A 12971-nucleotide genomic window follows, 5' to 3' on the forward strand; every position below is an offset into this window, starting at 1 on the left:
CATGGCCTTGTTAGATTTCTTTCTGTCCCGTAAAAAGCCGACAGCCAATATAGCCAAGGAACGGCTACAGATCATCGTAGCAGAGCGACGCAGGGGGGACAGCGAACCCTCCTATTTGCCTGATCTGAAACGTGATATTTTGGCGGTGATCTGTAAATACATTAAGATCGATCCGGAGATGTTGCAGGTTCAGTTTGAGCAAAAAGGGGATGATATTTCAGTGCTTGAGCTGAACGTCACCTTGCCTGAATCGGAAGAAACGCCTAAATGACAGCAGTTGAGTTGCAGGTTATGACGGTGTATTTACCAGGTTAATGTCCCCCTGCTCGCTCAGGGGGTTACCTGAACATGACGTTATTTGTTAAACACTGTATAACCACCCACTGTTTAAATAAACACGCTTTCCGTTTTACCCTGCTTTATTTCTGTTTTTCTGACGATCTTCTATTAAGACTCATCCCATTTAGCCTGGCTGATATTCCCTTTACTGTGGCTTAATGCCCCTATTCTAAGATGCACTTTCCTGTCCATTATTCCGGCGTTTGCGGAAATAAAATGCACAAATAAAAAAAGGACGAAATTAATTCCGCCCTTTTTATTCATCAACTGAATTTAATTACCGTTACGGGAATGATGACTCAGTAATCTTTCAGTATTTCCGCCAGCCTTTCGCCTAACAGTTTACCGCGCCAGCCGCTGATTAATTCAGGCTGGGATTCTTTGGTTTTTAACTGCCAGTGGCTGCTCAGTAATTGATTTATCTGACGACGCGACGCCAGAAGTTCAACACTCAGTCCGCTCTCTTCGCTGACGGTCTGGATAAGCGCTTTAATGTCTTTGAAGACTTTGCGATAGCCCGACTGATCAATCAGGTTCTGGATCGGCGCGGGCAATTCAGACTCATCCAGCGCATTCGACTCTTCAACCAGCGCCAGCAGTGTGCGCCCGTGATAGCGGATTTCCGGGCCGCTCAGGCCCAGGGACTCAAGCTCACCCAGTGAACCAGGCTGATAGCGCGCGACCTGCCACAGATTCTCTTCACGTACCACGAAGTTAACCGCCAGGTCACGCTGACGGGCCTGGTTAAGACGCCATGCTGCCAGCAGTTTCAGACAACCCAACTGACGCGGGCGCAGCTGGAAGGCATTGGTGATCTCCAGATATGCCAGTTCCGGTTGCAGCACCTCTTTACGTCGGCGGCACAGCGCCAGACATTCATCCAGCGCGGCATCCATCCACCCGGCTTCTTCGGTTTCTTTCATCAACTGGTCAGCAAGCGGTAATAAATACCACACGTCAGCGGCAGCGTAGACGCACTGTTTTTCGCTCAGCGGACGGGCGATCCAGTCGGTGCGCGATTCACTTTTATCCAGCTCAACGCCGGTCGTTTCCGCTACCAGACGTGCAAAACCGCAGGACAACGGACGCCCGCTGAAGGCCGCCAGGATCTGCGTATCAATCAGGGGTGTCGGCATTACGCCAAAGGCGTTGAGAAACACTTCCAGATCTTCGCTGCCGGCGTGCAGGAATTTCACGACATCAGGATTGGTCAGCAGATCGATAAAAGGCTGCCAGGCCGTGATCGGTAACGGGTCGATCAGCGTCAGCTTCTCGCCGTCGAATAACTGGATCAGACCTAGTTGCGGATAATAGGTGCGGGTGCGGACAAATTCGGTATCCAGCGCAATTTTACTGTGCGCTTTCGCCTGGAGGCAAACCTGCTCCAGCGCGTCATTGGTGGTAATTAACTGATAATTCAAATCTTATTTCTCTTAATCATAACTGCGTTATAACGTGACAACGCCGGACATCGCCGGCGTTTGGAGTCTGACCATCACTGAGTGGCATGCTAACCGTTATGCGGCGTCCTGTTTGGGGTCGGCTTTCGGTTTAGTCTGTTCATCACGAAGCTCGCGTCGAAGAATTTTTCCGACATTAGACTTCGGTAATTCATCGCGAAACTCAACTATCTTCGGTACTTTGTAACCGGTTAATAACCGGCGGCAATGCGCCAGGAGTTCTTCGCTGGTCAGTGACGGGTCTTTCTTCACCACGCAAATTTTGACGATTTCACCGGACGCGTCATTAGGTACGCCAATAGCAGCGACCTCCAGAACCTTGTCATGTTGTGAAACCACCTCTTCAATTTCGTTAGGGTAGACATTGAAACCTGAAACCAGAATCATGTCTTTTTTACGATCGACAATCCTGATAAAACCCTGCTCGTCCACTGTAACGATATCGCCCGTCGATAACCAGCCATCTTTTAGCACCTCATCGGTGGCGGAAGGCCGTTGCCAGTAACCGAGCATCACCTGCGGGCCACGAACCAGCAACTCACCCGGCTCTCCGGGTGCGACGTCCTGACCGTTGTCATCGACCAGACGTATTTCCGTGGAGGGCACCGGTATACCGATGCTGCCGCTGTAGTGCTTCAGATCGTACGGATTTCCCGCCACCAGTGGCGAACATTCGGTCAGACCGTAGCCTTCCAGCAGATGCTTGCCGGTGAGTTTTTCCCATTTATCCGCCACAGATTTCTGCACAGACATTCCGCCGCCCACAGAAAGGCGCAGCGTCGAGAAATCCAGCTCGCGGAAATCTTCGTTATTCAGCATCGCATTAAATAACGTATTCACGCCACTGATGGCGGTAAACGGATATTTCGCCAGCTCTTTCACCATTCCCGGCACATCGCGCGGGTTGGTGATCAGCAAGCTGCGCCCGCCCATTTCGAGGAAAAGCAGGCAGTTTACGGTCAGTGCGAAGATGTGGTAAAGCGGAAGCGCCGTCACCACCAGCTCCTGGCCGGGGCGCAACAGAGGCGCATAAGCCGCTTTCGCCTGCTCCAGATTTGCCTGCATATTACGGTGTGTAAGCATCGCGCCTTTGGCCACACCCGTGGTACCGCCGGTGTATTGCAGAAACGCCAGATCGTCATTAATCACATCGGGTTTGATGTATTGCAGACGGCGTCCGCGTTGCAATGCTGTACGGAAAGAGATCGCGTTCGGCAGATGGTATTTCGGCACCAGGCGTTTGATATATTTAACGACGAAATTCACCAGCGTGCCTTTGGCTGCAGAAAGCTGATCGCCCATACGGGTGAGGATCACATGCTTGACCTGCGTTTTGTACACCACTTTTTCCAGCGTATGAGCAAAGTTGGAGACAATGACAATCGCACTTGCGCCGCTGTCATTGAGCTGATGTTCCAGCTCGCGAGGGGTATAAAGCGGATTGACGTTAACCACCACCATGCCTGCGCGCAACACCCCAAACAGGGCAATCGGGTATTGCAGCAGATTCGGCATCATCAGCGCCACGCGGTCACCCTTTTGCAAACCCAGCTCATTTTGCAGGTAGGCAGCAAAGGCCCGGCTGCGCTCTTCGAGTTTTCGAAAAGTCATCACCTCGCCCATGTTGATGAATGCCGGACTGTCGGCATAACGCAACGTGGCGTTCTCAAACATCTCGACCAGCGAGCTGTAGCGATCGGGGTCGATGTTCTCAGGAACATCTGCCGGATAACGTTTTAGCCAGACCTTTTCCAAGGTATTACTCCTGAATCTGTTGCCATCTCAATGCGACGAGTTTTATTACGTCTTTAACAATATTTTAACTCAGCTTACCAGTTGCGTTTCAAACAATGTCGAGGTTGAGAGGCATATCACTATTTCCACGCCGTCCGTGGCTAAAAAAGAAAAAGGCGGCAATTAAGCCGCCTTAACAACGATCTTGTCTGAGTGTTATGTCTGCGGCGGAGGCCTGCGCCGCAGTGTTTTATTCAGTAACGACACTCTCGACCCGTGCAGGTGTCGTGTCATACCATCCCGGCCCAAACCCTCGCCCCCAGGAATCATAAGGACCACCGTAGCCCCAGCCCCAAGGGCCGATGGGTTGCGGAGGCATGACTACCTGTTGCTGGATCCGCCAGCGTTTATAGCTGTTGACGTTCACGGTCACAAAATCGTAGGACGATTCGCCAATCTTGCCCTTTTCAACGCCGGTGATAGGCCCGACAACGGTCACCAGCTGATTGCGATAATCGACAGGATCAACGAATCCGTTGATGTACGCCAGAATACGCCCGCGCGAGGCCGCGCCTAAGATCGGTCGCGCGCCGTCATCCAGCGGAACAGTGGCAATTTCGAGGCGAGTTTTGTTTTGCAAATTGGTCACAGCGACCACTTTGCCGCCAAAACGCGACTCCTGACCGACGTACAGGCTCGGTGCGCCCTGCACCGCCTGTAAATTCATCTGCGGCGTTGCGGTGGTGCCGCGAATATCGTCCGGCACCGTGACACATCCTGACAACACCAGAACGCTCAGTGCGACGGCACTCAACGCCCATTTTTTACTTTTTCCCGCTGAGAACTGCTGAACTTTGGACCACTTACGCATTGCGATGACTCCTGTGCATACTCTCAACTATGACCACTCTTTCAGATGCAAGTTGCCTGTACTTACCGGCCCGGCAGCTTTTTCCACGTCACTTCATTACGCAGATAAGTCGGTTCAGCGTCTTCCGGTTTGACGCGAACGCCTTTTTCCCAGAGCTGGAGCGCCAGCGGCAACATATCTTCCGCCTGCGGCAGTAACATTTTGCCATCAAATAATTCTGTAGCCGGAGATTCACCAAGCAAATGCGGATAGGTTTCCCAGCCGGTACCAACGGTAGCAAAACGCCCGGAGAGTTCTCCGGCGCGGGCCAGAAGTTGTTCCGGCTTGATCACTTTTTCGCTGCTTTCGCCTTCCCAGATACCCTGAGCATTGCGGGTAAACTCCCCCCAGTACACTTCGCCCATGCGGGCATCAATGGCGGCCAGCACCCGTTGCGCACCGGTCTGGCGGCAGGCACCCTGCGCCATGGTTTGTAAGGTCGATACCGGCAGTAACGGCAGTTCTGCGCCAAAGGACAACCCCTGCGCGACGCCAATGCCGATACGCACGCCGGTAAAACTGCCCGGCCCGCGGCCAAAGGCCAGCGCGTCCAGCTGATTGAGGGTCAGCCCTGCTTCGGCGAGGATCTGCTGCACCATCGGCAGAATGCGCTGCGTGTGTTCACGGGCGCAAAGTTCAAAATGGGCGAGCGTTTCGCCCTGATTGTATAGCGCAACCGAACAGGCTTCTGTCGCCGTATCAATTGCTAAAATTCGTGTGGACATGCCAAACCTCAGGCGGGGAATTGAATGAGTTAAACCCTTTTTTGCGGGCAGGATCCTAGCATAAACAGCGGGCTATTTCTGCTCTTCAGCGTTTTGCAGAAAGCGGATCGCTTGCGCCAGATCACGGGTACGTGGTGCCGGTGGAAGACTGTTGAGAAAAACTTCGCCATAGGGCCGCATCACCAGCCGGTTATCGCAAATCACCATCACGCCGCGATCGTCGGTATCACGGATTAAACGCCCTACCCCCTGCTTAAGGGTGATCACCGCATCCGGTAATTGTACTTCATTGAACGGGTCGCCGCCGCGCAGCCGGCAATCTTCAATCCGTGCTTTGAGCAAGGGATCGTCCGGCGAGGTGAAGGGTAATTTGTCGATGATCACGCATGACAGCGCATCGCCGCGCACATCCACGCCTTCCCAGAAACTGCTGGTGGCAACCAGCAACGCATTGCCCGCTTCCACAAACTGCGCCAGCAGCTGGCCTTTGCTGGTTTCGCCCTGCAATAAAACCGGCAGGGTCAGCGTTGCGCGGAACTCTTCCGCCAGTTCGCGCATCATCTGGTTAGAAGTACACAGAAAGAAACAGCGGCCTTTGTTGGCTTCAATCAGCGGGCGCAACATGCGCGCCAGCTGTTTTGAAATGCCGCGCACATTGGTTTCCGGCAGAAAACGCGGAACGCACAGCATGGCCTGTGTGGCGTAATCAAAGGGGCTTGGCAGCAGCAAGGTTTCGGCGTCATCCAGCCCCAGGCGGTCAGTAAAGTGATGCAGCTGATCGTTCACCGACAGCGTCGCCGAGGTGAAAATCCACGCCCCCGGTTTTTCTTTCATCATGTCGCTGAATTTGTCAGTCACCGACAGCGGCGTAAGCGCCAGCACAAAGTTACGTGAATTGCATTCGTACCAGTAGCTATAGCCGGGAATGGAGACATCTTTCAGACGCTTGAGGCGATTGCGGTACAGCGTGGCGCGTTCGAAGGCGGCATCCAGCAAGGCAGAGCGCCCCAGGGAGAGTTTGACCACGTCGTAACAGAGTTCAAGCGCGTCATCGAGCAGTAACAGCGCGCGCTGGATCGCCGTCTGGCTGAGCACGTCACGCAGGTTGCCGCGAAAACCCGGCTCGCCGAGCGCCAGACGGAAATCCATCGTGCTCTGGCTGAGGCGGTCGGCGCTTTTTTGTAACTGGACGGAATCACGGACTTCGGTGCGGTAAGCGATGTTGATGTCTTTCGCCATATCCAGCAACTGGCGGCTGGTCAGTTGCTGGCCGAAATACTGACTGGCGATATCAGGGATCTGATGTGCTTCATCGAAAATCATCACATCGGCCTGCGGAATAAGTTCGCCAAACCCACTCTCTTTCACCACCATATCCGCCATAAACAGATGATGGTTAACCACGACCACATCAGCATCCATCGCTTTACGGCGGGCTTTAACCACGAAACATTCTTTGTATAACGGGCAGTCGCTGCCGAGGCAATTGTCGTTGGTGCTGGTCACCAGCGGCCAGACAAAACTGTCTTCCGGCACCACGTTACAGGTGCTGATATCGCCCTCTTCCGTGCTGCTTGACCAGTGACGCAGATGCGCCAGTTCGCTGAGTGCCTGGCTGGCAAGATCGCCACCCGCCAGCGATTGCTGTTCGAGACGTTCCAGACACAGATAGTTTGAGCGGCCTTTCAGCAGCGCCAGACGGCCTTTGAATTTCAGCGCGCTGGCGACCCGTGGCAGATCGCGGGAATAGAGCTGATCCTGCAAGTTTTTGGAACCGGTGGAGATAATGACTTTTTTGCCCGAGCGCAGCGCCGGAGCAAGATAGGCGTAAGTTTTGCCGGTACCGGTTCCGGCTTCCACCACCAGTCCCTGCTTTTCGCTGATGGCTTTGCTGACAGCCTGCGCCATCAGACGCTGAGGTTCACGAGGTTTAAAACCTTCAATTTTCTGCGCCAAAGCGCCGTCTGTTGCAAAATCGTCTGTCACGCTGTCTCTCTACCTGTACGGATCAGCAGTGATTATGCCAATCCCTTGCCCTGACTACCACCGCCTTCTGCCAATCCAACGCATTCAACCTTTGTGATACCCTTAACGCCATCAATGAAAAGTGACTAACAGGAGCACACAACGTATGACCATCGAACGGATCCGGCCTGAGCCACGCATGTCCGATGTGGTAATCCACAACGACACGATTTATTACACCGCAGTGCCGGAAAATCTGGAGGCGAATGCCAAAGATCAGACCGCTGAAACGCTGGCGATCATTGACGCCGTGCTGACGGAAGCCGGTTCAGACAAAAGCAAAATCCTCGATGCCACGCTGTTTCTGGTTCACAAAGAAGATTTCCCGGCCATGAACGAAGCCTGGGATGCGTGGGTATCGCCGGGCAATGCGCCGGTACGCTGTACGGTTCAGGCGAACCTGATGAACCCGAAATACAAGATTGAAATCAAGATCATCGCCGCCCGCTAAGCGCCGATCGCCAGACGAAAAAAAACCTCCGAACTGGAGGTTTTTTTATTTCTGAGCGATAAATCAGCTGGCAGCGCCCGACACAGCTTCTTTCGCTAATTCAGTAATGCGTGCGTAATCGCCGCTTTCCAGCGCGTCAGCAGGCACCAGCCACGAACCGCCAATGCACAGCACGCTTTTCAGCGCCAGATAATCGCGGTAGTTCTTCGGTGTGATCCCACCGGTCGGGCAGAAACGCACCTGCGGGAACGGCCCGGCGATTGCCTGCAACGCTTTCACGCCGCCGTTAGCTTCCGCAGGGAAGAATTTGAACTCACGCAGACCAGCGTCCAGACCCATCATCAGTTCAGACACGGTGCAGATACCTGGGATCAGCGGAATCGACCCGGCGTTTGCAGCTTTCAGCAGCGCATCGGTCAGGCCCGGGCTGATGGCAAACTGCGCACCGGCTTCGGTCACTTCGGCCAGTTGCTGAGGGTTAAGCACGGTCCCCGCACCAATGATCGCTTCCGGCACTTCTTTCGCAATAGCACGGATAGCATCCATCGCACAGGCAGTACGCAAGGTGACTTCCAGCACACGCACGCCGCCAGCAACCAGTGCTTTGGCCAGCGGTACCGCGTGTTCCAGCTTATTGATAACAATCACAGGAACAACCGGCCCTGAGGTCAGAATCTGTTCCGCGCTTGTTTTCCAGTTTTTCATCTTGTTCTCCGTTCATGCCCGCAGGCATCGTTGTGATTGATGGCGCGCCCCTGCCACAGGGTCCGGCAACTTTTTCTGAATGAAAAAATCAGCGGAAACCGACCACACCCGATTGGACAATACTACTATTCCTAACTGCTAAAAGACTTGATGTGTCATAAAAAAACGCTGCATAAGCAGCGTTTTTCTGGTGAAGAGCGTTTACTCGAACTCATTCCATGAACGACCATCTCGGGTGATCATCGCAACGGACGCCACCGGACCCCATGTCCCTGACTGGTACGGTTTTGGTGCTTCACTTTCCGCAGCCCAGGCATTCATGATGGAGTCGACCCATTTCCAGGCTTCTTCTACTTCATCACGACGTACGAACAACGCCTGGATCCCGCGCATGGTTTCCAGCAACAGACGCTCATAAGCATCAGCAATATGCTGTTCGTTGAAGGTTTCGGTGAAGCTCAGATCCAGCTTGGTGGTTTGCAGACGGTGTTTGTGCTCCAGACCCGGTACTTTGTTCAGGACTTCGATCTCGATACCTTCATCCGGTTGCAGACGAATGGTCAGCTTGTTCTGCGGCAACTGCTGGTAAGAATCACGGAACAGGTTCAGCGCAGGGTTTTTGAAATACACCACCACTTCTGAACATTTGCTCGGCAGACGTTTACCGGTACGCAGATAGAACGGCACGCCCGCCCACTGCCAGTTATCGATATCCACACGGATAGACACGAAGGTTTCGGTGCTGCTGGTTTTTTTCGCGCCTTCTTCTTCCAGATAGCCAGGGACTTTTTTGCCCTGAACAAAACCGGCGGTGTACTGCCCGCGCACGGTGTTTTCACGCACGTTGGACTGATCGATGCGGCGCAGGGAACGCAGCACTTTCACTTTTTCATCACGGATGCGGTCGGTGCTCAGATCGGCCGGTGGAGACATGGCGATCATGGTCAGAATTTGCAGCAAGTGGTTCTGGATCATGTCGCGCATCTGACCCGCGTCATCGAAGTAACCCCAGCGGCCTTCGATACCGACTTCTTCAGCCACGGTAATCTGCACGTGATCGATGGTGCGGTTGTCCCAGTTGCTGGCGAAGAGGTTGTTGGCGAAACGCAGCGCCAGCAGGTTGAGTACCGTTTCTTTACCCAGATAATGGTCGATACGGTAAACCTGAGATTCAGCGAAATATTCCGCTACCTGATCGTTGATAACCTGAGAAGACTCCAGAGAGTGACCCAATGGTTTTTCCATCACGACGCGCGCAGGCTCTTTGTTCAGCCCGGCTTCACCCAGACCCCGGCAAATAGCGCCGAAGTGACTTGGCGCAATCGCGAAGTAGTTGATGGTGGCGCGGTTCTGCTGGTCAAGCATTTTGCCCAGCACTTTAAAATGCTTCAGATCGTTGACATCAAGGTTACAGAAATCAAGACGGGCACTGAGTTTTTCCCACAGTTCCGGATCAATTTTTTCTTTCATGAAGGTGGTCAGCGCTTCTTTGACCACTTCGGTATAGGCCGCTTTGTCCCATTCCGCACGTCCGACACCGATGATGCGGGTATCAGGGTGAATGTGACCTGCTTTCTCTAACTGATACAGGGAAGGCAACAGTTTACGGCGCGCAAGATCGCCTTTTGCACCGAAAATAACCAGGTCACACGCCTGGGCTGTCTGGGTTACCGCCATGTTCTTCTCCTTAATGCAGGAATACCTTTTATATATCGGGCTGCCAATGCTTAAGCTGCAACCTGAATATCCGGGTACATATTGTAATTTTATTTCAGCAACAATGTACTCTGATTGCCCGTAAGCCGTAAACCTTGATCTGACTGCCCGCTGGCTCCGCGTAAAAACCCTTTTTTTATCATCACACTTCGGGATGCCATGAAATCCGGCTGTATCCTGTAATTTTATGACAAAACCGGACGGAATTTACCATACTGAAAGTTAGATCTCGGTCAAACTCTGACAAAAAAAGCCGTTATTTCGCCTGACTGACGCTGCCAACACGTTAATGCGCGTAGTATATTTTCATCAAACAGACAGGATTTCCTCTTTTCAAAGAAATCGTCGAAACCTATGAGTGGCATGCTTATGAATACGTTGGAAAAAATCCAGACTCATCTTGACATTCTGAGCAAGTCAGAACGTAAAGTGGCCGAAGTTATCCTGGCATCACCGAACATTGCTATCCACTCAAGTATCGCCACTCTGGCCCGCATGGCCGATGTCAGTGAACCTACTGTAAACCGTTTTTGCCGTCGCCTCGACACAAAAGGGTTTCCAGATTTTAAATTGCATCTGGCACAAAGTCTGGCGAACGGCACACCTTACGTTAACCGTAACGTTGACGAAGGGGACAGCGTCAGCGCCTATACCAGCAAAATTTTCGAATCCGCCATGGCAAGCCTCGATCAGGTGAAAAACACCCTCGACATCGCCGCCATCAACCGCGCCGTTGATTTACTGACTCAGGCCAAAAAGATTTCCTTCTTTGGGCTGGGCGCATCCGCCGCCGTGGCGCATGATGCCATGAACAAATTCTTCCGCTTCAACATTCCCGTGGTCTACTTCGACGATATCGTCATGCAGCGCATGAGCTGTATGAACTCCAGCGAAGGCGACGTGGTTGTGTTGATTTCGCACACCGGCCGCACGAAAAATCTGGTCGAGCTGGCACAACTGGCGCGTGAAAATGACGCCACCGTGATCGCCATTACGTCTTTTAACACCCCGCTGGCCCACGAGGCTACGCTGGCCCTGCTGCTTGACGTCCCGGAAGACACCGACGTTTACATGCCGATGGTGTCACGTATTGCCCAGCTCACGCTGATTGACGTGCTGGCGACCGGTTTTACACTGCGCCGCGGCACAAAATTCAGAGATAACCTGAAGCGCGTCAAAGAAGCATTGAAGGAATCGCGCTTTGATAAAGGGATCTTAATCCCGGTGCAGCCTGAGTAAATAAACATATCAGTAACAAGTTGCAGATTTAATAGGGAGTCTGGCAGAAAATCTACGCGCAAAGTGCGTTGGCGACGGCCAGACAGGAGGTCAGCGAGTCATACAGGTGACACTCTTTTGTATGACAATTACACCTTAATCCAATGTGGACTCGCTGTTTTTACACATTATCAGGCATCAGTTAACGAACGGAGTAAGTATGTCCAGAAGGCTCAGAAGAACGAAGATCGTTACCACACTCGGTCCCGCTACCGACCGCGATAACAACCTTGAGAAAATCATTGCCGCCGGCGCAAACGTCGTGCGTATGAACTTCTCACACGGAACGGCTGAAGATCACATCCTGCGCGCCAACAAAGTGCGTGAGATTGCCGCCCGCCTTGGCCGCCACGTGGCGATCCTCGGTGACCTGCAAGGCCCTAAAATCCGCGTATCCACCTTTAAGGAAGGCAAAGTCTTCCTCAACATCGGTGACAAATTCCTGCTTGATGCCAACATGAGCAAAGGCGAAGGCGACAAAGAGAAAGTCGGCATCGACTATAAAGGTCTGCCTGCTGACGTCGTGCCCGGCGATATCCTGCTGCTCGATGATGGCCGCGTACAGCTGAAAGTGCTCGAAGTTCAGGGCATGAAAGTGTTCACCGAAGTGACCGTTGGCGGCCCGCTGTCCAACAACAAAGGCATCAACAAACTGGGCGGGGGTCTTTCCGCAGAAGCCCTGACCGAGAAAGATAAAGCAGACATCATTACTGCCGCGAAAATGGACGTCGATTTCCTGGCCGTTTCCTTCCCGCGTACCGGTGAAGACCTCAACTATGCCCGCCGTCTGGCGCGCGCCGCAGGCTGTAATGCACAAATCGTCTCGAAAGTGGAACGCGCCGAAGCCGTTGCCAGCGACGCGGCGATGGATGACATCATTCTGGCGTCTGACGTCGTGATGGTCGCGCGTGGTGATTTGGGTGTGGAAATCGGTGACCCGGAACTGGTCGGTATTCAGAAGAAACTGATCCGCCGCGCCCGTCAGCTGAACCGTGCGGTGATCACCGCCACGCAGATGATGGAATCGATGATTACCAACCCGATGCCAACACGTGCGGAAGTCATGGACGTGGCGAACGCCGTGCTCGACGGCACCGACGCCGTGATGCTGTCAGCGGAAACCGCCGCCGGTCAGTACCCGTCTGAAACCGTCGCCGCGATGGCGCGCGTGTGTCTGGGTGCGGAAAAAATCCCAAGCATCAACGTTTCCAAGCACCGTCTGGACGTGGAATTCGATAACACCGAAGAAGCCATCGCCATGTCCGCCATGTATGCGGCCAACCACCTGAAAGGCGTGACGGCGATTATCTCGATGACGGAATCGGGGCGCACCGCGCTGATGCTGTCGCGTATCAGTTCCGGCCTGCCGATCTTTGCCATGTCCCGTCACGAACATACGCTGAACCTGACCGCGATTTACCGTGGTGTCACACCGGTGTTCTTCGACAGCCAAAACGACGGCGTGGCGGCCGCTCAGGACGCCGTGAATCTGCTGCGTGATAAAGGCTACCTGCTCTCCGGTGATCTGGTGATCATCACTCAGGGCGACGTCATGAGCACCATCGGCACCACTAACACCAGCCGCGTACTTCGTGTGGAATAAACACAAAGCCAGCAAATAAAACTGT

The 12971-nt window shown here is 53.5% G+C and carries 11 protein-coding genes; 4 read left to right on the plus strand and 7 right to left on the minus strand.

Annotated elements, in window-relative coordinates:
* The first annotated feature begins 1 nt into the window (after position 1).
* Positions 2 to 271, plus strand: coding sequence for a cell division topological specificity factor MinE (minE, locus tag ABSH60_RS00660; RefSeq protein ID WP_056770062.1), 270 nt, complete (start codon positions 2 to 4; stop codon positions 269 to 271).
* A 367-nt stretch (positions 272 to 638) separates the two neighbouring features.
* On the opposite strand, the gene rnd is transcribed toward minE, so the two are convergent.
* The 5 genes from rnd to ABSH60_RS00685 all read right to left on the minus strand — a co-directional run bounded on the left by rnd (position 639) and on the right by ABSH60_RS00685 (position 7154).
* On the minus strand, positions 639 to 1760 hold the full coding sequence (gene rnd, locus ABSH60_RS00665) for a ribonuclease D (RefSeq protein ID WP_122095123.1): 1122 nt from the start codon (positions 1758 to 1760) through the stop codon (positions 639 to 641).
* Positions 1761 to 1856: 96 nt separating this feature from the next.
* Positions 1857 to 3554: a long-chain-fatty-acid--CoA ligase FadD gene (fadD, locus tag ABSH60_RS00670; RefSeq protein WP_056770052.1), complete on the minus strand. Its 1698-nt coding sequence runs from the start codon at positions 3552 to 3554 to the stop codon at positions 1857 to 1859.
* A 229-nt stretch (positions 3555 to 3783) separates the two neighbouring features.
* On the minus strand, positions 3784 to 4404 hold the full coding sequence (locus ABSH60_RS00675) for a Slp family lipoprotein (protein WP_390972267.1): 621 nt from the start codon (positions 4402 to 4404) through the stop codon (positions 3784 to 3786).
* A 62-nt stretch (positions 4405 to 4466) separates the two neighbouring features.
* Complete coding sequence (gene tsaB, locus ABSH60_RS00680) at positions 4467 to 5168, minus strand: tRNA (adenosine(37)-N6)-threonylcarbamoyltransferase complex dimerization subunit type 1 TsaB (protein ID WP_122095119.1); 702 nt, start codon at positions 5166 to 5168, stop codon at positions 4467 to 4469.
* 72 nt (positions 5169 to 5240) lie between these two features.
* Positions 5241 to 7154, minus strand: coding sequence for an ATP-dependent DNA helicase (locus ABSH60_RS00685; RefSeq protein WP_056770039.1), 1914 nt, complete (start codon positions 7152 to 7154; stop codon positions 5241 to 5243).
* A gap of 145 nt (positions 7155 to 7299) precedes the next feature.
* Here ABSH60_RS00685 and ABSH60_RS00690 point away from each other — a divergent pair, with 145 nt between their 5' ends.
* On the plus strand, positions 7300 to 7644 hold the full coding sequence (locus tag ABSH60_RS00690) for a RidA family protein (RefSeq protein ID WP_122095115.1): 345 nt from the start codon (positions 7300 to 7302) through the stop codon (positions 7642 to 7644).
* 63 nt (positions 7645 to 7707) lie between these two features.
* Here ABSH60_RS00690 and ABSH60_RS00695 read toward each other — a convergent pair whose 3' ends face one another.
* Together ABSH60_RS00695 and zwf are read right to left on the minus strand one after the other, a co-directional pair.
* A complete protein-coding gene (locus ABSH60_RS00695) occupies positions 7708 to 8349 on the minus strand; it encodes a bifunctional 4-hydroxy-2-oxoglutarate aldolase/2-dehydro-3-deoxy-phosphogluconate aldolase (RefSeq protein WP_056770031.1) in 642 nt (213 codons plus the stop codon).
* Between the two features lie 201 nt (positions 8350 to 8550).
* Complete coding sequence (gene zwf, locus ABSH60_RS00700; protein WP_056770028.1) at positions 8551 to 10026, minus strand: glucose-6-phosphate dehydrogenase; 1476 nt, start codon at positions 10024 to 10026, stop codon at positions 8551 to 8553.
* Between the two features lie 408 nt (positions 10027 to 10434).
* Here zwf and ABSH60_RS00705 point away from each other — a divergent pair, with 408 nt between their 5' ends.
* Together ABSH60_RS00705 and pyk are read left to right on the plus strand one after the other, a co-directional pair.
* Positions 10435 to 11304, plus strand: a complete 870-nt coding sequence (locus tag ABSH60_RS00705) for a MurR/RpiR family transcriptional regulator (protein WP_056771891.1) — start codon at positions 10435 to 10437, stop codon at positions 11302 to 11304.
* A gap of 199 nt (positions 11305 to 11503) precedes the next feature.
* Positions 11504 to 12946, plus strand: coding sequence for a pyruvate kinase (gene pyk, locus ABSH60_RS00710; RefSeq protein WP_056770023.1), 1443 nt, complete (start codon positions 11504 to 11506; stop codon positions 12944 to 12946).
* Positions 12947 to 12971: the final 25 nt, after the last annotated feature.

Source organism: Rahnella sp. R3(2024) (genome assembly GCF_042920125.1).
In the GTDB taxonomy this organism is placed as follows: Bacteria; Pseudomonadota; Gammaproteobacteria; order Enterobacterales; family Enterobacteriaceae; genus Rahnella; species Rahnella rivi.

Bases quoted from the DNA above. Each gene is read 5' to 3' on its own strand.
- tsaB (WP_122095119.1), bottom strand. From the start codon at position 5,168: ATGTCCACACGAATTTTAGCAATTGATACGGCGACAGAAGCCTGTTCG.
- ABSH60_RS00690 (WP_122095115.1), top strand. From the start codon at position 7,300: ATGACCATCGAACGGATCCGGCCTGAGCCACGCATGTCCGATGTGGTA.
- ABSH60_RS00695 (WP_056770031.1), bottom strand. From the start codon at position 8,349: ATGAAAAACTGGAAAACAAGCGCGGAACAGATTCTGACCTCAGGGCCG.
- ABSH60_RS00675 (WP_390972267.1), bottom strand. From the start codon at position 4,404: ATGCGTAAGTGGTCCAAAGTTCAGCAGTTCTCAGCGGGAAAAAGTAAA.
- ABSH60_RS00705 (WP_056771891.1), top strand. From the start codon at position 10,435: ATGAATACGTTGGAAAAAATCCAGACTCATCTTGACATTCTGAGCAAG.
- minE (WP_056770062.1), top strand. From the start codon at position 2: ATGGCCTTGTTAGATTTCTTTCTGTCCCGTAAAAAGCCGACAGCCAAT.
- pyk (WP_056770023.1), top strand. From the start codon at position 11,504: ATGTCCAGAAGGCTCAGAAGAACGAAGATCGTTACCACACTCGGTCCC.
- zwf (WP_056770028.1), bottom strand. From the start codon at position 10,026: ATGGCGGTAACCCAGACAGCCCAGGCGTGTGACCTGGTTATTTTCGGT.